This is a genomic window from Streptomyces sp. CNX435 (assembly GCF_059570575.1).
On the sequence record NZ_JCANTA010000006.1, the window covers coordinates 23038 to 42924 of the forward strand.

Consider the following 19887-nt stretch of genomic DNA (forward strand, 5'->3'; position numbering starts at 1 on the left):
GCGTAGTTTGTCCCGCATGGGGCAGACAGTCACGGATCAGCGGCCACCGCGCGTCGGCCCCGGTACGGCGTCCGTCGTCGCCGCGTACCGCCGCGCGCTGCCCCGCGCCGTCCGTCGCCACCTCGCCGTACTCGCCGCCCCGCACCACGCCGACCGGTTCCGCGCCGCCCTCCGGGCCCGCCGCGAGCAGGCCGCCGCCGACGCCCCCGGCCGCGTCGTCGTCACCGTCGACGGCCGGCCGCGCGTCGCCCACCTGCAGCGCGCGCTCTCCCCGGTGCAGGCCCGCCGCGTCGCCGTGCTCGCGGTCACCCGGGCGCTGCGGACCGCCGGAGTCCCGTACTTCGCGGTGCGGGGGCGGGCGTGCGGGCCGGCGGTGGTCGCGGTGCCGGCGGCCCAACGGCGGCGGGCGTGCCGGGTGCTGGCGCGGCTGTGCCGGGTGCGGCCGGCGTATGTGACGGTGGTCGTGGCGGGGGCGGGGGGCGGTCGGGCGGCTGACCGTACGGGGGAAGGCGGCGCGGCGGGCGGTGGCGCGACGGGTGATGGCGCGGAGGGCGGTGGGGTCGGCTCGTACGCGCGGTTCGTCCCCGGCTACGAGCCGGGCGTCTGGCAGCAGTTGGAGAAGGCCGACGTGCTGCGCCTCACCTGGTTCCGCACCGAGCCGGGCCGGCGGCTGGTCATCGGCACCGACTCCGGCTGCGACATCGAGTTCTGGCACCGCGACACAGGCGGCGAAGGCGGCGAAGGCGGCGACCGGCTCCTCGCCCCGCGCCCCGGCCGCGTCGCCGACAGCGTCCCGGCCGGCGCCCCCACCGTGAAGATGACCGACCGCGGCTCCTGGGGCTGCGGCCGGATCACGCTGCGTACCCGCGAGGAGTTCGCGCGCCCGCTGCCCGACGACGTCACGTACCCGGTCGACGCCGTCTACACCTGGGCCGACGCCGAACTGCGCTACGCGCTGCGCTCCCTCGCCACGTACGCGCCTTGGATCCGCCGGGTCCACCTGCTCACCGACGCCGGCGCCCCGCCGTGGCTGGACACCGCGCACCCCGGGCTCACCGTCGTCGGGCACCGCGAGGTCTTCGCGGACCCCACCGCGCTGCCGACGGCCAACCCGCGCGCCGTCGAGAGCCAACTGCACCACATCGACGGCCTCGCCGAGCACTTCCTGTACTTCGGCGACCACCTCTTCCTCGGCGCCGAGGCCGTTCCGGAGGACTTCTTCGCCGCCAACGGCCTCACGAAGTTCTTCCTTTCGGACGCGCGGGAGCCGCTGCGGCACGCCCCGCACCCGCTGCGGCGCAGCGTGCTGGCCGAGATCGAGCGCGAGTTCACCGACCGGCACGCGGCCACCGCCGCCCACCGCGTCCCCTGCCGCGACGACCTGGCGATCCCGGGCTCGCTGTACCCCCACTACGCCACCCACACCGGCCGCGCCGCCGCCGCGACCCTCCGCTACGCGGACGTGGATCCGGCGGCGAGTGGCGCCCATGCCGTGCTGCGGGGGCTGTTGGCGGCGCGGGACCGGGCGGTGATCCGGGTGGCGGGCGAGGCGGGGGCGTCCGAGGTGCTGAGGTCGTTCCTGGAGGCGTACTTCCCGGTGCCGAGTGCGTACGAGCTGCCGGGATGAGGGTGGTGGCGCGGCCGGGGGCGGGGCTGCCCCTGTACGTGCGGCAGGTAGCTGTCCGCGTCGTGCGGGTGCCACGGCGTCTCCGGATGGATGAAATGCAGCCAGTACCCCAGCGCCGCCAACTCGCCCAGCGCCGCCGTCATCGGCGCCCGCGTCCCAGCGGTACGACAGTACGGCCGCCCGGGTGAAGTCCCCGGACGGCCGTACCGCTTCTGCCTGGCTGCCTCGTCCCTGCCGCTACGTCCCTACTTCACGGCGCCCGCCATCACACCCGACACGAACTGCCGCTGGAAGGCGAAGAAGACGATCAGCGGGATGATCATCGAGATGAACGCGCCGGACGCGATCAGCTCGATGTTGCTGTCGAACTGCCGCGTCTGCTGCTGCACCGCCACCGTCAGCGGCGGCTTGCCCGGGTCGGCGAAGACCAGGGCCACCAGCATGTCGTTCCACACCCACAGGAACTGGAAGATGCTCAGCGCCGCGATCGCCGGCCCGCCCAGCGGCATCACCACGCGGAAGAAGAGCCGCAGCTCGCCCGCCCCGTCGATGCGCGCCGCCTCCAGCAGCTCCCGTGGGATCTCCGCGAAGAAGTTCCTCAGTAGGAAGATGGCGAACGGCAACCCGAACGCGGTGTGGAAGAGCACCACGCCCGTGATCGTGTGGAACAGGTTCAGGTCCCGGTACAGCGACGCGATCGGGATCAGCGCCACCTGCACCGGCACCACCAGCAGACCCACCACCGCCAGGAACACCCAGTCCCGGCCGGGGAAGTCCATCCACGCGAAGGCGTAGCCCGCCAGCGCGCCGATGACCACCACCAGGATCGTGGACGGCACCGTGATCCAGATCGTCGTCGGCAGCGCGCCCATCACGTCTTCGTTGCCGAAGAGCGCGTCGTACGTGTCCGTGGTCAGCTGCCCGGGATCGCCGAAGACCTTCCACCAGCCGGTCGTCGCGATGTCCGCAGGATCGCGGAACGACGACAGCAGCAGACCCACCGTCGGGGTCAGCCACAGGAACGCCACGATCACCAGGAACGCCCGGACCGCGCCGCCGCCCGCGTACCGGCCGATGCGGGAGGCGATCGACTCCTTCGCCGGCGCCTCGCTCTCCGCCTCCTGCGGTTCCGGCTTCGGTGCGGTCTCCGCCGCTGCTGCGGTGGTCATCGGCCGGACTCCTTTCGCAGACGGCGAATATTGAAGATCATCACGGGGATGACGAGGAGCAGCAGTACGACCGAGATCGCGCTGCCCATGCCCAGGTTGGGCTCGGTGCCGGAGAACGCCTGCTGGAACAGCTCGACGGCCAGCACGTTCCCGTCCTCCAGCCGGGCGCTCGGCACGATGATGTAGACGAGGTCGAAGATCTTCAGCACGTTGATCATCAGCGTGACGAGCACGACGGCGAGCACGGGCGCCAGCACCGGCACCGTGATGCGCCGGAACACCTGCCACTCGTTGGCGCCGTCCACCCGCGCCGCCTCCATCAGCTCGCGCGGCACCGACGCGAGCCCCGCGGCGATCAGCACCATCGCGAAGCCGGCCCACATCCACACGTACGCCGCGATCACCGCCGGTGTCACCAGCGAGGGGCCGAGCCAGTCGACGCCGCCGTACGCCTCCGCGAAGTTCGAGGCGGGCAGCCGGAGCTGGGCGCCGTCGGCCTCGGCGGGCAGGGTGAACGTACCGTCGGACGCCGTGGTGGCCGAGGCGACGACCTTGCCGCCCTTGACCGCCTCGACCTTGATGTCCTTCAGCGCCTTCTCACCGCGGTCGACAACTTCCGGCTCACCGCCGCCGGGCTTGAAGTCCAGCCACACCGTGCCGTTGATCCCGTCGCCGCCGGCCTGCGGCTCGGCGGCCGGCTGCTCGCCCTCCGCGTCCTGCGGCTTCACCGCGACGAGCGGTAGCAGCGCCGTCTGCCCGGCGCTGACCGTGGTGCCGGACGTGAACGGGCCCTTGTCCGGCCCCTTGAGATCGCCGTTGGGTCGTGGCCGGGCGCCCGGCCAGGGCGCGGGGTCGGTGAACGTGTCGTGGATCGTCGTCCACGCCGCGTTCGCCGCGCCGCGCTCCGGCTCGTTCTGGTAGACGAGGCTGAAGATGACGCCCGCCGCCAGCATCGAGATTGCCATGGGCATGAAGACGACCATCTTGAACGCCGTGCCCCACCGCACCTTCTCGGTGAGGACGGCGAACACCAGGCCCAGCGCCGTGCAGACCGCGGGCGCGACGAGCACCCAGATCAGGTTGTTGCGCAGCGCGGTGCGCATGCGGTCGTCGCTGAACAGCTCGGTGTAGTTGTCCAGGCCGACGAAGTCGCTGCCGGAGACGCCGAACAGGCTGCGGTAGACCGAGTACCCGATCGGATACAGCACCAGGGCGCCGAGCAGGACCGCGGCCGGCAGCAGGAACCACACCGCCACCGAGCTGTTCGTCCGTACCACCGACCGGCGCCGGGGCGGCTTGCCCGGCGCGGCCGGCTTTTCGGGTTGCTTCGCGGGGGGCGTGCGGCCCGGTGGGGACAGGGGGGAGGGTGCGGCGGAGTCCGCCGCACCCCCCGCGGACGAGGTCGACATCAGGGTCTCCCGGCTCCGTCCGTCAGCTCTTGTACGCCGCGGCCGCGGCCTTCTCGAGGTCCTGCTGCGCGCCCTCGACGTCCTTCGGATCGGCCAGGAAGTCCTGCAGCGCCTTCCACTCGCCCTTGCCCGCGGTGCCGCCGAAGTCGGCGGGCGCCTGGTCGGACATGTCGAAGCGGAAGTCGTCGCCGGCGTCGACGAGCGCCTGCGCGATCTCACGCTGCACGTCGTTCGGGTACGCGGCCATGTCGATGTTCTTGTTCGGCGAGATGAAGCCGCCCGGCTCCGCCCACGCCTGCGCCGCCTCGGCGGTGGACAGGTACGTCAGCAGCGCCTGCGCACCCTTCGAGCCGGTCAGCGTCACGGCCGCGTCGCCGCCGGTGACCACCGGCGAGTCCGCGCCGACCGCCGGGAACGGGAAGACCTTCGCGTCCTCGCCGACCTTCGCGTCGGTCTCGTTCACGAACGCGCCGACGAAGTCGGCCTCGAAGACCATGGCGGCCCCCGGGTTGTCCAGGTCGGCGAACGGGGCGGTCGCCGAGTCGGGGAAGGCCATCTTCGTCGCCTTCTTCGCGCCGCCCGCGATCAGCGTGTCGTTGCCGAACAGCTCGCCGAGGGTGGTCAGCGCGTCCTTCACCGACGGGTCGGTCCACGGGATCTCGTGCGCCGCGAGCTGGTCGTACTTCTCCGGGCCGGCCTGGGAGAGGTAGATGTTCTCGAACCAGTCGGTGAGCGTCCAGCCGTCCGCGCCGCCGACCGCCACCGGCGGCACGCCGGAGTCGGAGATGAGCTGCGCGGTGTCCAGGAAGCCCTGCCAGTCCTTCGGCTCCGCGGCGCCCGCGTTCTCGAAGGCCATGGTGTTGTACCAGACCAGGGACTTGTTGGCGGCCTTGACGTACACGCCGTACTGCTCGCCGTCCACCGCGCCCAGGTCCTGCCAGCCCTGCGAGAAGTTCTTGCCCAGCTCCTTCTTCGCGGCGGCGTTCAGCGGCTTCGCCCAGCCCTCCTTGACGAACTCCTGCAGCACGCCCACCTGCGGCGCGAACACGATGTCCGGCGGCTCGCCGCCGGCGACCTGGGTACGGACGAAGGACGCGACGTTGTCGCCGGTCGGCACGTACTCCACCGTGGCGCCGGTCTGCTCCTCGAAGCCGTCGATGACCTTCTCGAAGTTCTTCTGCTCAGGCCCGGTCCACACGGCGCCGACGCGCAGTGACTCGCCGTCCAGCTTGGGCAGCTCGACGCCGGCGCCGGCCTTGGCGGCCCTCCCGCCGTCGCCGCCGCTGTCGTCGCCGTCGTCGCCGCACCCGGCGGCGGTCACGGCGAGCGCGCCCGCGGCGACGAACGCCACCGTGGTCCGCACGACTCTCACCTGTTGCAGTGTCCGCAGCGAACTGCGCATCCCAGCCTCCCCAGGAACGCGGGGCAGATGGGGTTGTCCCGTGCCGACGCAGACCTGCCCCGCAAGGTCTGTGCCGTGTACCGGTGCGAATTGCTGTGGAGTATGTCCTACGCCCGGACCGGCGGGCCCGCAATAGCGCCTCGTACGTAAACCCCGACAACGGCCGTTTCGTGACCGGTCCGTGACTGGAAGGGGCGGAGTGTGCGGGCGTGCGGTGGTGGGTGAGAGCCGGGGTGGGTGGAAAAACCGCTGGTGGGAGTGGGGCTGCGGAGGGAGGGGCGAGTGCGGGCGCGGAGGTGGGGGAGAGGGCCGGCCGGTGGGGGGAGGGGAGGGGCGGCGGGTTGACGGTGGGGACGGGTCGCGAGGGGTGGCAGATTGTTGCCGGGGGGATGGGTGGGGCGGATGGTGCGAGTGGGGCGTAGCGGATGGGGGCGCGCGGGGGTGTGTGCCGGGGCGGGCGGAGCAGGGCACGGGCGCTGACGTGCTACGGGCCGACCTCGCCCGTGCGTGGGCGGGGGCGGCGACGTGGTTGCGGGGCGGGCGTTGCCCGGTGCGTGCGCGCGCAGGTGCGTACGGGGTGGGGTGGCTGCCGCCTGCCTGGGGTGGCAGCAGGCTGCTGGGTCTGGGTCTGGGTCTGGGTCTGGGTCTGGGTCGGGGTCTGGGGCTGGGTCGGGGTCTGAGGCTGGGTCGGGGTCTGAGGCTGGGCTACGGGGACGGCGTGCGGGCGTCGCCCGCCGGGGTGGCGGTGGCCGAGCCCGCGGCGCGCTGGAGGGCGCTGGCGAGCAGGGCCAGGTCCGTGGGCCCGTTGCCGAGTTCGCGCAGGGGGCGGCTGGTCGGGGGTGAGCCCATGCGGGCCCACTCCAGCGGGACGACGGTGGGCCGGGCGGTCGCCGTACGGGGGATCCGGCCGGTGACCCGGGCCGCCTGGAACGGCACCGGCTCCGCCCCGGCGTCGCACAGCAGCCCGCGCCCGGGCGGCACGTCGTCGCCGCCGAGCACGACGTGGTGCGCGGCGCCGGAGACGGCGGCGGTGCCGGCGGTCTTCTCGGGCTGCGCCGAAGCCGTGACGAGGTGCATGCCGAGCGGGCCGCCGTCGCGGGCGATGGCCTCGACCACGCGGACGACCGACCCGGCGGCGGGCCGGGCGGGGCTGCCGAGGGCGGGGGCGACGAGGGCGTCGAAGTCGTCGACGAGCAGGACGACGGCGGGCAGGGCGGGACGGCGCCCGGCGGGCGCGGAGCGGGCCGGGCCGGGCGCGGGGGCGCCGAGGCCCGGGGTGCCGGGAGACGGGGCCCCGGGAGACGGGATGCCGGGAGACGGGGTGCCGTGTGGGGGCGTGGTGCCGGGGCGTGGGGCCGTTTCCGGCGTCCGGGTCCCGTGCGGCGGGGTGCCGCCGCGACGCGGGGAGGCGGCTGCGGCGCCGGGGGCCGGGGTGCCGTGGGGCGCAGGGTCGGTGGCGCCCGCCGTACCCGGCGCCGCGGCCGAGCCGGTCCCGGCTCCTGCTCCCGTCCCCGTTGCCGCTCCCGTTCCCGTCGTCGTCCCCGCCCCCGTCGCCGTTCCCGTTCCCGGCAGCTCGCCGGAGGCGCCCTGCCGGCGGAGGCGGAGGGTGTTGCTCTGCGGCGCCTGCACGTCGGCCGCGCCCCCCGGCCGGGGCTCGGCCCCGGACCGCGGTCCGGGGATTGCCGGGCCCTGCGGCGCCGACTCCCCCTCCGGGGCGTACAGCGCGGCCCGGCGCTTGAACTCCGCACCCAGCTCCTGCGCGAACTCCCGCATCCGCACCGGGTCGGCCGCGACCAGATGCCCCGAGACGTGCGGCAGGTCCGCCGCCGCGCCGAGCGCGTCCCCGCGCTCCCGCCCCGCGCCGTCGACCAGCACCAGCTGGAGCCGCTCCGGCGGCTCCCCGGCGGCCAGCGCGGCGGCGAACGAGCGCAGCAGCTCCGACTTGCCGCCGCGCGCGGCGCCTTCGACGGCCAGCGGCCCGGCGGCGAGGTCGGCCGCGAGCCGCCCGTCCGGCCCCGCGCCGAGCACGGCGCCGACCCGCGGGGCGCCGGCGCGGGACTCCAGCCAGCGGGCGGTCAGCGCGGTCGGGGTGGCGCGGGCGAGGTCCAGCTCGTCGAGGAGGCGTACGGCCCCGGGGAGGGCGCCGCCGCGGCGGGCGGCGTGGGTGCCGTCGGCGTCGTCGCGTTCGCCGTACGGGGCGAGGGCGCGGGCGAGTCGCTCCGCCCAGGCCGCCGACACGGCGTCGACCGTCCCGGCCGGGCCCACGGCGTGGCCCGGCCCGGAGGCGGCGGCCTCGAACCAGCCCCCGGCCGCGGAGGGTTCGCCGGGCGCCACGAAGTCGTCGTCGACGAGGCGGACCCGGCCGGTGCCGTAGGTGGTAGCGGTGGCGGAGGGGCCGGGGGCGGGGGCGTACGGAGTCTGCCCGGACGGCGGGGCTGCGGGCCCGGGGAACGAACTATCGGCCGCCGTGCCGCGCGGCGACGGGCTGCGGGGTGCGGTACCGCGTGGCGAGGAGCTGTGGGGCGCCGCACCGCTCGGCGTCGGCGAGCCGGCCGCCGAACCACTCGGCGCCGTATCGCCCGGCAACTGACCGGCCGCCGACCCCGCGTCGCCGGTCGCGCCGCTCGGCGACGGCGGCCCGGGGCGCAGCAGGAGCCGCAGGCCCGTGGCGACGTCGCCGCTGAGCAGCCCCACCGCCCCGCACGCGGCGAAGCCGGGCGCCGCCTCGCAGGCGGCGGCGTACGTCGCGGTCAACGGCGAGGCGGGGGTGGCGGATGGGGTCTCGGCGAGGCAGACGACGTGCACGCCCGCGGCGGGCCCGTGCTCGGCGAGCCGGGCGACGGCGTCGCGGACGGCGCTCGTGCCGGGGTCGCCGTCGACGACGACCACGCTGCGCGGGGTCGTCGCCGGCTGCTCCAGCCGCCGCTGCAACTCACCGACGCGGGCGGCGGCCTGCTCCCGGTCGTACGCGAGCAGCAGCCGGCAGTCCTGCCCCTGCCGCGGCCGTACGTGGGGAAGCCAGCCGGCCCACGACCAGTCCTCGACGCGGGACTCGTGCGGCCGGGTCGGATCGGCGGAGATCAGCACCAGTTCGAGGGCGTCGGGCGCGTGCAGCGCGGCCAGTTGGGCCACGACGGAGCGCGCCAGCCCGGCCAGCCGGGGCCGCGGCCCGGCGAGCGCGAGCGACCCGGCCCGCCGCAGGTCGACGGTCACGGGCGCGGTGCCGCCGCCGGGGCGGAACTCGGTGCCGAGCCGCAGCACGAGCGCGTCGGAGTGCGCGAGGTCACGCCGGAAGACGAGCCCGCCGGCGGGGCCGCCCGCGGCGGCGCCGGGTTGCGCGGGACCGCCTGCGGCGGCGCCGGGCGGGGTCGGGCCCGCGGGGCCGGTCACGCCGGGGCGTGCGGTGTCGCCGGGGCGCGCGGGGGCGCCTGCGGGGGTGCCGGGGTGGGGGGATCCGCCGGTGGTGCGGGTTGCGTCGGGGCCCGCGGGGTCGCCGGGATACGGAGGGCCGCCCGCGGTGCCGGTCGCGCCGGGGCCCGCCGGGGTGCCGGGGCGCGCGGGGGCGCCTCCGGGGGCACCGGGGTACGGGGACGTGCCGCCCGGGCCCACCGTGTCGCCGGGGTGGGCGGGGTGGTGGGCCGGGGCGTCGCCGGAGCGGTAGCCGGGGGCGTAGGCGTAGGACGAGTGGGCCGTGCCGCCGGTGCCGGTCGGGACGGCGGTGAAGCCCGGCTGATAGGCGGCTTCGTTGGCGAGGGCCGCGAGCAGGATGGCGGCGGCGTCCGGGTAGCGGTCGTGCGGGGTGGCCGTCCCGGTGCGTTCGAGGGCGGTACGGGCCGCGGCCGGGGCGGCGGCTTCCTGCGCCGCGGCCTCCTCCCGCCCGCCGCCGAGCCGACGGGCCCACGCCCGGATCCCGCGCCGCGGCGGCTGCGGTACGGAGGCGGCTTCGCCGCGCCGGGCCGCTCCCGCGGCACCGCCGCGCGGTCGCAGCTCCGGCGGCACGGCGGTGCCCCGCGTCGGCGTACCACCCCTGCGCGGCGGTACGGAGGCGTCCGGCTCCCGCCCCCTCTCGGCGCCGTCGCCGCCGTCGCCGGTGCGACCGCGTGCCCGCCGGTCACCGCGCTCCCCGGCACCGGTCCCCGCGCCGTACGCGCCCCCGGCATCCGGCGCGGTCCGGCCGGGGACCGCCCGCCCGCCGCCGTACCCGGGGTCCGCACCCGGGGAGCCGTGAGCGGCGCCCGCGCCGGGCCCACTCCGGTCGGCGCCGCCGTGCCCGCGTCCTGCGCCGGGTCCCTGGGCGCCTGTGCCCGGTTCGTTCTCGTGGGCGCTGCCGTACCTGGGGTCCGCTGCGGTGGAGCCGTGAGCGGCGCCCGTGCCGGGCCCTCGGGTCCCCGCGCGGGGTCCACTCCGGTCGGTGCCGCCGTGTCCGCGTCCTGCGCCGGGTCCGCGGGCCCCCGTGCCGGGTCCGCTCCCCTCGGCGTCGCCGCGTTCGTCGCCGTACGCGGGGTCCGCTCCCGCAGGGCCGCGCGCGCCTCCCGTGCCGGGTCCGCTCTGGCCGGCGCTGCCGTATTCGGGGTCCGTTCCCGCGGGGCTGGGCCCGCGTCCTGCGCCGGTTCCCTGGGTGTCTGCGCCCGGTCCGTTCCGGTCGGCGCTCCGGTACGCGGGGTCCGCTGCGGCGGAGCCGCCTACGCCCCCCGTGTCGGGTCCAGTCCCCTCGGCGCCACCACGCCCGTCGCCGTACCCGACGCCCGCCGCCGCGTCACCGCCGCGGTTCCCGCTCCCGCCTCGCCGTGCTCTGCCGGACTCCGTCCGGCCTCGTGCCGCGGGCCCGCCGCCGTGCGTACGATCCGTCCCCGCCGCGCTGTGACCGCTGCCCGCGTCGGCGACCCGGTGTCCAGCCCCCGGCCCGCCCGGCCCGCCGCCGTGCTCATCGCCGTTGCCCCGGTCCGCGCCCGCGGCGTACTCACCCCCGGCGTCACCGCCGCCGTACGCCCGCCCCGGGCCCGTACGTCCGTACTCCGGGCCGCCGCCCGCCGGCCATCCGCCGCCCAGCCCGTTCGTCGTCGAGCCCTGTTCGCGCGGCCGGCGTTGCTCCGGAACCCGACTGTGCTCACCCGACCCCGACCCCGACCCCGGCCCCGACCCGCCGCCCGCCGACCCCGCGCCGTACTCCGACCCCGACCCCGTCCCCCCGTGCCCCGCCGGCGAGGCGATCCGCAGGGCCGACTCGCCCACCCGCAGCACCGCGTCGGCCGCCAGCGGCACCGGCGTGCGCCCCACCGCGGCGCCGTCGACCGTCGTGCCGTTCGTGGAGCCCAGGTCCGCCACCGTGATCCGGCCGTCGGACGCCACCGTCAGCGCGCAGTGCAGCCGCGACACATCCGGGTCGTCCAGCGGCACGTCGGCGTCCGCCGATCTGCCGATCCGGATCTGGCCGCCGTGCAGCAGATGGACCCCGCCGGCGTCGGGGCCCGCCACCACCCGCAGGCTGGGGACCGCCGCGGCGTCCGCCTCCGGCGGCCGGCCGTGGCCCGGGTCCGCGGGGCCGCCGAGGCTCAGCACCGCGCCGTCCACCAGCGGGGGTTCGCCGAGCAGGGTGCGGTCCGGGTCGAGGAGCCGCTGTCCCGCGTACACCGGTACGGCCGCGCCGCCCGGGCCGCTCGCGGTGCCCCCGCCGCCGGAGGCGGCGGCTGCCGCCGCGTCGAGCAGACCTCCGGCCACGGCGCCCAGGGTCGTGCCGGCAGGAGCGGTGACGATCACATCGCGACCGCGGGCGGCGGCACCGCCGCGCGTCGCCTTGACGGTCAGCCGGATCTGCATGCCGGTCACCGCTCCCTTCCCTGGGCAGGGCCGATTCGAGGGCAGCAGTCATATTCCCATCTCCCACCGACAACCCGCTGCGGGACCGGCGTTGGTGGATCTTGTATGGCCGCTTCCTGCCTCAACTCCGGCTTAAAGTTTGCCGTTCCGGACCGCTGCTGACGCCTCCGTGAGCTGTACGGGGCAACCACAGACCGGTCCGCCGACGTCCTTTCTCCGAACAGCCGTCACGAAACGGCCGCGTTTTCGGCGATCCGGTCGTACGGCGGGGTGAGCGGCGCCGCGAACGGGTACCGCGTCTGGACGGGCACAGAACGCGCATAGGACGCGCACAGAAACGCGCACGGAAACGCGCACGGAAAACAGGAGGTCCCTTCCGGGAAACCGGTGGCCAGAGGCGGAGCCGGGCCCGCCGCCCACAGCCCACCCACAGCCCGCCCACCGCCCCGGTGCCGCCACTAGAGTGGTGCAGATGGCGCCCGGACCGACCGGTCCGCGGGCCGGCAGGAACGACCACGACCAGGGAGCGCATGACGTGCGGCCGGTAGGCAGCAAGTACCTCCTCGAAGAGCCGCTCGGGCGCGGCGCCACGGGCACCGTGTGGCGTGGCCGCCAGCGCGAGACGGCGGGGGCGGAAGCCGCCGTGGCGGGCAGCCCGGGCGAGGTAGTCGCCATCAAGGTCCTCAAGGAGGAGCTGGCCGGCGACGCCGACGTGGTGATGCGGTTCCTGCGCGAGCGCTCCGCACTCCTCCGCCTCACCCACCCGAACATCGTCCGCACCCGCGACCTCGTCGTCGAGGGCGATCTGCTGGCCCTCGTCATGGACCTCGTGGACGGGCCGGACCTGCACCGCTACCTCCGTGAGAACGGACCGTTCTCGCCCATCGGCGCCGCCCTGCTGACCGCCCAGATCGCGGACGCGCTGGCCGCCAGCCACGCCGACGGCATCGTCCACCGCGACCTCAAGCCCGCGAACGTGCTGCTCGCCGGCGGCGCGACGCCCGACGGGTCCGGCCCGATGCAGCCGATGCTCACCGACTTCGGCATCGCCCGGCTTGCGGACTCCCCGGGCCTGACGCGCACCCACGAGTTCGTGGGCACGCCCGCGTACGTGGCGCCCGAGTCCGCCGAGGGCCGTCCGCAGACCTCCGCCGTGGACGTCTACGGCGGAGGCATCCTGCTGTACGAGCTGCTGACCGGCCGTCCGCCCTTCGGCGGCAGCTCCGCCCTGGAGGTGCTCCACCAGCACCTCAGCCAGGAGGCCCAGCGCCCGCCGGGCCTGCCGGACCCGATGTGGACCGTCGTCCAGTCCTGCCTGCGCAAGAACCCCGACGAGCGCCCCAGCGCCGAGAACCTGGCCCGCGGACTGCGCACCGTGGCCGCCGGCATCGGCGCCGGCGCCACTCCCGAGCAGGCGACCGCGGCCCTCGGCGTCGCGGCGCTGCTCGCCGCCGACCCGCACCCCGCGCAGGTGCCGGGCACCGGCGTGGGCGCGTCCGACCCCACGCAGATCCTCCCGGCCGGCAGCGGCAGCGGCGGCCCCGGGCAGGGCTCGTACGACCCGAACGCCGCCACCAGCGTGCTGCCCGCCGGCGCGGCAGGCGCCGCGGGCGCCGCCGCCGCGCACGGCCAGCAGGGCCCCGGCGGCCCGGGTGCCCCCGGGTCCGAGGACGGCACCCGCGTCATGCCCGTCACCGACGGGCCGCCGCAGCCGGAGGGCCCGCACCCCTGGGAGACCCAGATGCGCGCCGCCCGCGACCGCGGCGAGCAGACCCAGCAGATCGGCTACCTCGACCCCAGCGAGGACCCCCTGCGCCGCCGCCCGCCGCGGCGCGTCCAGCGGCGGCAGCCGCCGCCCGAGGCGTACGCCGCCCCGCCTGCCCGCCGCGAGCCGCCACCGCAGCGCTACGAGCCCCGCCCGCAGCCGCCCGCGCCCCCGCCGCCCCAGCAGCCGCGGGAGCGGGGGCGCAGCGCGAACCCGATGCGCATCCCGGGGCTCGGCTGTCTGAAGGGCTGCCTGTTCACGGTCCTCGTCCTGGTCGTCGGCTCGTGGCTGATCTGGGAGCTGACCCCGCTCCAGGACGCGATCGCGGACGGCAAGGGCTTCTGGGACCAGGTCACCGACTGGGCCACCGACTTCAAGAACTGGGTCTCGGAGTTCAACGACGCCGCCGACGACGCCGAGAAGACGAAGAACGACATCGAGGACGGCGTCAACAACCTCAAGGACGCCACGAACCCCCCGGGCCAGTAACCGGGGCGCCGAGGCGCCGCACCGGGGCACGGCACGGACCCCGTACCTCCGCCACCGGCGGGCCCGAAGACACCCCCTGGCCTGTGAGCATGCCGACAAGTCGACACCCACAGGGGGTTTCCGTGCCGGTCCGGCACCCAACGCCCGTGTCGCCGCGTAGCTTTGTCGTCATGGCACGCAGAATCGGCAGCCGATACGCCGCCCATCAGGTGATCGGACGCGGCAGCGCGGGCACGGTGTGGCTCGGCGAGGGCCCCGACGGGCCGGTCGCCATCAAGCTGCTCCGCGAGGACCTGGCCGAGGACCGGGAGCTGGTCGAGCGCTTCCTCCAGGAGCGCACCGCGCTGATGAGCCTGGACCACGCGCGCGTGGTCGGCGTCCGCGACCTCGTCGTCGACGGCCGCGACCTGGCGCTCGTCATGGACCTCGTCCGTGGTACGGACCTGCGCACCCGGCTGGAGCGCGAGCGCCGGCTGCTCCCGCAGGCCGCCGTCGCCATCGCCGCCGACGTGGCCGAGGCGCTCGCCGCCGCGCACGCCGCGGGGCTCGTACACCGGGACGTCAAGCCCGAGAACGTCCTGCTGGACTCCGACGCCCCCGCCGGCTCCGGCGGTGCGCCCCCCGCGCTGCTCACCGACTTCGGCGTGGCCAAGCTCATCGACGCCCCCGGGCGCGCGCCCCATCCTCCCCCTACGCCCGGGGGGCGCGGGGGCGCCCCCGCCGCCGCACCCCGCGGGCGCGGCGGCGCCGCCACGGGCACCCGGGTCCCGACCCAGCGCCGCGTCATCGGCACCCCCGACTACGTCGCCCCCGAGATCGTCGAGGGCCTCCCGGCGCGCGCGGCCGTCGACATCTACGCCCTGGCCACGGTGCTGTACGAGCTGCTGGCCGGCTTCACGCCCTTCGGCGGCGGCCACCCCGGCGCCGTGCTGCGGCGGCACGTGACGGAGACCGTCGCGCCGCTGCCCGGCATCCCCGACGAGCTGTGGGAGCTGCTGCTGCAGTGCCTCGCGAAGGCGCCGGCGTCGCGGCTGCGGGCGGTGGAGCTGGCCGCCCGGCTGCGCGAGATGCTGCCGGATCTGGACGGGCTGCCGCCGCTGGACGTGGAGGAGTCGGCGGACGGGGCGGACGAGGCCGCGGCCGACGGGCCGCCGCACACGATGCGGCTCGGCACGGACCGGGCGGCGTCCCCGGCGGCGGCCCTCGCCACCGCCGGCGAGCCGGGCGTCACCGGGGCCGGCGGGCAGCCGCTGCGCGGCTCGGTGCCGCTGGTGCGGTCCGCCGCGCCGGACTCCAACCGGGACACCCACACGAGCATGCGCATGCCCAGCGCCGAGGAGCTGGCCGGCGGCGCCCGCGGCACCGCCCGCGTGCCGCGGCTGGCCGGCCAGCCGCGGCCGGGCTCGGCCCGCGCCGCCCGCGCGGGCACCAGGCGGCGCGACGGGGGTGCCCCCACGCCCCTCGGGCGCAGCGGGAGGCTGAAGATCACGGTGGCGGCGGCGGTCATCGCCGTCGCGGGCGTCGGCGGCTGGCTGGTCGCGGCCGGCGGCGACGGCGGCGGGGAGGGCGGCGGAGGCGGCGACCGCTCCACGACCTCGGAGCCGTAGGGCCCGGCCCGACACCGGCCCGCACGCCTGGCCCGTACGCCTGGTCCGTACGCCCACCACGCGAGCCCGCGCCTCGGCCCGTAGCCGCAGGTACGGCATCCCTCGCCCACGCGCCACGGATGGCTGCCGTATGCAGCGGTACTCTGGTGGGGTGGCAGCACCTGACGTATCCGAATCGCTCAAGGCCCTCAGCTCCACCATGGACTCCATCGAGGCCGTTCTCGACCTCGACAAGCTGAGGGCCAACATCGCCGTGCTTGAGGAGGAGGCCGCGGCCCCCTCCCTCTGGGACGACCCCGCGAACGCGCAGCAGGTGACCAGCCGGCTCTCCTACCTGCAGGGCCAGTTGCGCAAGACCGAAGAGCTGCGCGGGCGGATCGACGACCTCGAAGTCCTCTTCGAGCTCGCCGAGAGCGAGGGCGACGCCGACACGCAGCGCGAGGCCGAGGGCGAGCTGTCCGACGTCCGGCGCGCGGTCGAGGAGCTGGAGGTGCGCACGCTGCTCTCCGGGGAGTACGACCAGCGCGAGGCGATGGTCAACATCCGGGCGGAGGCGGGCGGCGTGGACGCCGCCGACTTCGCCGAGCAGCTGCAGCGCATGTATCTGCGCTGGGCCGAGCACAAGGGCTATCAGACGGAGGTGCTGGACACCTCGTACGCGGAGGAGGCCGGCATCAAGTCGACGACCTTCGCCGTCAAGGCGCCGTACGCGTACGGCACCCTCTCCGTCGAGCAGGGGACGCACCGCATGGTGCGCATCTCCCCGTACGACAACCAGGGCCGCCGCCAGACGTCCTTCGCCGGCGTCGAGGTGCTGCCCGTCGTGGAGCAGACCGACCACATCGACATCCCGGAGAACGAGATCCGGATCGACGTCTTCCGCTCCTCCGGGCCCGGCGGGCAGTCCGTCAACACCACGGACTCCGCGATCCGGATCACGCACCTGCCGACCGGCATCGTCGTCTCCTGCCAGAACGAGAAGTCGCAGATCCAGAACCGCGCCGCCGCCATGCGCGTGCTGCAGGCCCGCCTGCTCGCCAGGCGCAAGGAGGAGGAGCAGGCGAAGCTGAACGCGCTCAAGGGCGACAGCGCCGGCTCCTGGGGCAACCAGATGCGGTCGTACGTGATGCAGCCGTACCAGATGGTCAAGGACCTGCGCACGGAGCACGAGGTGGGCAATCCGCACGCCGTGCTCGACGGCGAGATCGACGGCTTCCTGGAGGCCGGCATCCGCTGGCGCAAGCAGCAGGAGCAGGCGAACGCCGAGGGCTGAGTCCGGCGGCCGGCGGCGGGCGTTCGCGGACGCGGTTCGTCCGCTGCAATTCCACGGCTGACCGCGGACGTTGCAAGTGTCACAGTCGTGCACCACTTGGCCGGGACATTGGCCGGAAAAAGGTACAACCCCGTCTCAAGTCGCTTGACGCTCCACCGAATAACGGAGAGGCTGACGGCCGATACTTGCAGGTGTGTGGGGTTCGTGTGACTGAGGGGGGCAAGCCCGCCGCGAACAGGCCCCGTACCGACGCCAAACCCACTGACGAGTACGGCTACTGGGGGTAGCGAGCAATGACGAACAAGGTGCGTGTACGGGTGGCGCGAGTCGCCGCCAGCGCGCTGATCGCCGGCGGCGCCTCGCTTGCCGCCGCCGGTGCCGCGCAGGCCACCGGCGACGACGATGGCGACACGCGCGTCGAGCTTGAGGTCAGGTCGGGCGACGACCAGGGCCGCAGCGGCGACGACACCGGCGGCATCATCGCGGGTCTCATCGAGGGCAGCACCGGCGAGTCGACCGGTGAGACCACCGGCGAGACGACGGGCGAGACCACGGGTGAGACCACCGGCGAGACGACCGGTGAGACCACGGGTGAGACGACCGGCGAGACCACCGGCGAGACGACCGGTGAAACCACCGGCGAGACCACTGGCGAGACGACGGGTGAGACCACCGGCGAGACGACCGGTGAGACCACGGGTGAGACGACCGGCGAGACCACCGGCGAGACCACGACCGACGGCGGTGCCGACGACGGTGGTTCCGGTGACGACGGCGGCTCCGGTGACGACGGCGGTCAGCAGACCACCGGCGGCCAGCAGACCACCGGCGGCACCGGCGGCGACGCCGGCTGTGAGCTGGACGACGACAGCGTCATCTGCGAGGCCGAGTCGACCTCCGGCGGCAGCGAGCCCTCCCCGGCCGGCGACAGCCAGCCGGAGGAGCAGCTGGCCGACACCGGTTCCAGCGGCACCACGTACCTGCTCGTGGGTGCGGCCAGCATCATCGCGGGCGGCGTCGGCTTCCGGCTGCTGCCGCGGCTGATGACCCGCAACGGCACGGCTGCCTGACCCACGGGGCACGCCCACGCCGTACCGGCGAGACGAAGGGCCCGGAGCGATCATTCGCTCCGGGCCCTTCCGCGTGCTTGTCGTGTGCCGTCGCTCAGGGAAACGTCATACGCGTCACATCCGCGAGCGTCGCGGACGCTCCGGCTAGGCCGTCCGCTGCTGCAGGAACAGCACCGCCGCCACGGCCGCCAGCAGCGCCAGCAGTATCCACACCGTGGTCACCGTCACGCCGTGCCAGCCGCCTTCCTGGCGCATGCGCTCCCTGCTCGCCCGGCAGACGGGACAGCGGCCCTCGCTCACGGGTCCCGCACAGTTCGCGCAGACCAGCCAGTCGCGTGTCATGTGCTTCCTCCTCCCGCTGCACTCCTCTACTACCACTGTGCCAGGTCCGGACCGATTCGGCGCGGGTCACCGGATCTCCGCGGCGGCACCGCGCGGTTTGTCCGTGACGAAACGCACCAACCGCCCACGGCGACTGCGCGCCCCCTCCGCATTCGCGTAAGGTCACCTGCGACCGCGACAGGGAGCCCAGCGTGATCCGATTCGACAACGTCACCAAGCTGTACCCCAAGCAGAACCGACCCGCGCTCCAGGACGTCTCGCTGGAGATCGAGCGCGGCGAGTTCGTGTTCCTCGTGGGGTCCTCCGGCTCCGGCAAGTCCACGTTCCTGCGGCTCATCCTGCGTGAGGAGCGGACCACGCACGGTCAGGTGCACGTGCTCGGCAAGGATCTCGCCCGGCTGTCCAACTGGAAGGTGCCGCAGATGCGCCGCCAGCTGGGCACGGTCTTCCAGGACTTCCGGCTCCTGCCGAACAAGACGGTCGCGGAGAACGTCGCGTTCGCCCTGGAAGTGATCGGCAAGCCGCGCGGCCAGATCCGCAAGACGGTCCCCGAGGTGCTCGACCTCGTGGGCCTGGCCGGCAAGGGCGACCGTATGCCCGGTGAGCTGTCCGGCGGCGAGCAGCAGCGCGTCGCCGTCGCCCGGGCGTTCGTCAACCGGCCCATGCTGCTCATCGCGGACGAGCCGACGGGCAACCTCGACCCGCAGACGTCGGTCGGCATCATGAAGCTGCTCGACCGCATCAACAGGACCGGAACCACAGTGATCATGGCCACGCATGATCAGCAGATCGTCGACCAGATGCGCCGGCGCGTCATCGAACTCGAGTTGGGGCGGCTGGTACGCGACCAGTCGCGCGGTGTGTACGGATACCAGCACTGAGCTGCTGCCCCCGGAGCTGAAAGGACGGGCATGCGCGCCCAGTTCGTCTTCTCGGAGATCGGCGTAGGTCTCCGCCGCAACCTGACGATGACCTTCGCGGTGATCGTCTCCGTGGCCCTGTCGCTGGCCCTGTTCGGAGCCTCCTGGCTCATGGGCAAGCAGGTCGACACCATGAAGGGTTACTGGTACGACAAGGTCAACGTCTCCATCTTCTTCTGTAATGAAGTGGACGCCGAGACCTCGCCCAACTGTGAGAAGGGCGCGGTCACGATGGAGCAGAAGAAGGAGATCCAGGACGACCTGAAGGCCCTGGACGTCGTCGAGAGCGTCACGTACGAGTCCAGCGAAGAGGCGTACAAGCACTACAAGGAGCAGTTCGGCGACTCGCCGCTGGCCTCCTCCCTCACGCCGGACCAGATGCAGGAGTCGTTCCGCGTCAAGCTGACGGACCCGGAGAAGTACGAGGTCATCACCAGCGCCTTCGCCGACCGGCCGGGCGTGCAGGAGGTGCAGGACCAGCGCAACGTGCTGGAGAGCCTGTTCAACCTGCTCAACGGCATGACGTACGCGGCGATCGGCGTGATGGCGCTGATGCTCGTCGTGGCGCTCATGCTGATCGTCAACACCGTACGGGTGTCGGCGTTCAGCAGACGCCGGGAGACCGGGATCATGCGGCTGGTGGGTGCGTCCAGCATCTACATCCAGCTGCCGTTCATCGTCGAGGCCGCCGTCGCCGGCCTGATCGGCGCGGGCTTCGCCGCGGTGCTGCTGGTCGGCGGCAAGCACTTCCTGATCGACAACTGGCTCGCGGACAAGATCCTGTTGATCAACTTCATCGGCTGGGACGAAGTGATCCGGGTGCTGCCGCTCGTCGTCGCGATCGGCCTGCTCATGCCGGGTATCGCCGCCTTCTTCGCGCTGCGCAAGTACCTCAAGGTCTGACAATCGGGGTGGGTGTGGCGTAGGCCACGTGCGTGCCGTGGCCGGGTCAACTCCCCATATGGCCCCCGCCGCTGTCCTACACTCAGCGGCATGT

General features: G+C 74.7%; 12 protein-coding genes. 7 read left to right on the forward strand and 5 right to left on the reverse strand.

Annotation, left to right across the window (positions count from 1 at the left end; genetic code table 11):
• Positions 1–16 precede the first annotated feature (16 nt).
• Positions 17–1627, forward strand: coding sequence for a stealth conserved region 3 domain-containing protein (locus T328_RS12755; RefSeq protein ID WP_496496113.1), 1611 nt, complete (start codon positions 17–19; stop codon positions 1625–1627).
• A 245-nt stretch (positions 1628–1872) separates the two neighbouring features.
• On the opposite strand, the gene T328_RS12760 is transcribed toward T328_RS12755, so the two are convergent.
• The 4 genes from T328_RS12760 to T328_RS12775 form a co-directional block, all read right to left on the reverse strand.
• A complete protein-coding gene (locus T328_RS12760) occupies positions 1873–2796 on the reverse strand; it encodes a carbohydrate ABC transporter permease (RefSeq protein ID WP_496496114.1) in 924 nt (307 codons plus the stop codon).
• Positions 2793–4205, reverse strand: a complete 1413-nt coding sequence (locus T328_RS12765) for a carbohydrate ABC transporter permease (RefSeq protein WP_496496115.1) — start codon at positions 4203–4205, stop codon at positions 2793–2795. Before T328_RS12765 ends, T328_RS12760 begins: the two co-directional genes overlap by 4 nt.
• A gap of 22 nt (positions 4206–4227) precedes the next feature.
• A complete protein-coding gene (locus T328_RS12770) occupies positions 4228–5607 on the reverse strand; it encodes an ABC transporter substrate-binding protein (RefSeq protein ID WP_496496116.1) in 1380 nt (459 codons plus the stop codon).
• Between the two features lie 705 nt (positions 5608–6312).
• The gene (locus T328_RS12775) at positions 6313–11424 is read right to left on the reverse strand and encodes an FHA domain-containing protein (RefSeq protein ID WP_496496367.1); all 5112 of its coding nucleotides are present in this window, start codon (positions 11422–11424) and stop codon (positions 6313–6315) included.
• Positions 11425–11959: 535 nt separating this feature from the next.
• Between T328_RS12775 and T328_RS12780 the strand changes: the two genes are divergently transcribed.
• The 4 genes from T328_RS12780 to T328_RS12795 all read left to right on the forward strand — a co-directional run bounded on the left by T328_RS12780 (position 11960) and on the right by T328_RS12795 (position 17628).
• A complete protein-coding gene (locus T328_RS12780) occupies positions 11960–13678 on the forward strand; it encodes a serine/threonine-protein kinase (protein ID WP_496496368.1) in 1719 nt (572 codons plus the stop codon).
• 170 nt (positions 13679–13848) lie between these two features.
• A complete protein-coding gene (locus T328_RS12785; RefSeq protein ID WP_496496117.1) occupies positions 13849–15285 on the forward strand; it encodes a serine/threonine-protein kinase in 1437 nt (478 codons plus the stop codon).
• 151 nt (positions 15286–15436) lie between these two features.
• On the forward strand, positions 15437–16558 hold the full coding sequence (gene prfB, locus T328_RS12790) for a peptide chain release factor 2 (protein ID WP_496496118.1): 1122 nt from the start codon (positions 15437–15439) through the stop codon (positions 16556–16558).
• Positions 16559–16851: 293 nt separating this feature from the next.
• The gene (locus T328_RS12795; RefSeq protein ID WP_496496119.1) at positions 16852–17628 is read left to right on the forward strand and encodes a hypothetical protein; all 777 of its coding nucleotides are present in this window, start codon (positions 16852–16854) and stop codon (positions 17626–17628) included.
• A gap of 144 nt (positions 17629–17772) precedes the next feature.
• Here the strand turns inward: T328_RS12795 and T328_RS12800 are convergent, their stop codons facing one another.
• The gene (locus tag T328_RS12800) at positions 17773–17970 is read right to left on the reverse strand and encodes a hypothetical protein (RefSeq protein WP_496496120.1); all 198 of its coding nucleotides are present in this window, start codon (positions 17968–17970) and stop codon (positions 17773–17775) included.
• A 191-nt stretch (positions 17971–18161) separates the two neighbouring features.
• Between T328_RS12800 and ftsE the strand changes: the two genes are divergently transcribed.
• Together ftsE and ftsX are read left to right on the forward strand one after the other, a co-directional pair.
• Positions 18162–18851 (forward strand): cell division ATP-binding protein FtsE, encoded by a 690-nt coding sequence (gene ftsE / locus T328_RS12805; protein WP_281618018.1) that lies wholly within the window; start codon positions 18162–18164, stop codon positions 18849–18851.
• A gap of 30 nt (positions 18852–18881) precedes the next feature.
• Positions 18882–19793: a permease-like cell division protein FtsX gene (ftsX, locus tag T328_RS12810; protein ID WP_496496121.1), complete on the forward strand. Its 912-nt coding sequence runs from the start codon at positions 18882–18884 to the stop codon at positions 19791–19793.
• Positions 19794–19887: the final 94 nt, after the last annotated feature.

Coding starts and splice junctions, on each gene's coding strand:
- T328_RS12800 (WP_496496120.1), bottom strand. CDS start 17,970: ATGACACGCGACTGGCTGGTCTGCGCGAACTGTGCGGGACCCGTGAGC.
- T328_RS12755 (WP_496496113.1), top strand. CDS start 17: ATGGGGCAGACAGTCACGGATCAGCGGCCACCGCGCGTCGGCCCCGGT.
- ftsX (WP_496496121.1), top strand. CDS start 18,882: ATGCGCGCCCAGTTCGTCTTCTCGGAGATCGGCGTAGGTCTCCGCCGC.
- T328_RS12770 (WP_496496116.1), bottom strand. CDS start 5,607: ATGCGCAGTTCGCTGCGGACACTGCAACAGGTGAGAGTCGTGCGGACC.
- T328_RS12765 (WP_496496115.1), bottom strand. CDS start 4,205: ATGTCGACCTCGTCCGCGGGGGGTGCGGCGGACTCCGCCGCACCCTCC.
- T328_RS12775 (WP_496496367.1), bottom strand. CDS start 11,424: ATGCAGATCCGGCTGACCGTCAAGGCGACGCGCGGCGGTGCCGCCGCC.
- T328_RS12795 (WP_496496119.1), top strand. CDS start 16,852: ATGACGAACAAGGTGCGTGTACGGGTGGCGCGAGTCGCCGCCAGCGCG.
- T328_RS12785 (WP_496496117.1), top strand. CDS start 13,849: ATGGCACGCAGAATCGGCAGCCGATACGCCGCCCATCAGGTGATCGGA.
- T328_RS12760 (WP_496496114.1), bottom strand. CDS start 2,796: ATGACCACCGCAGCAGCGGCGGAGACCGCACCGAAGCCGGAACCGCAG.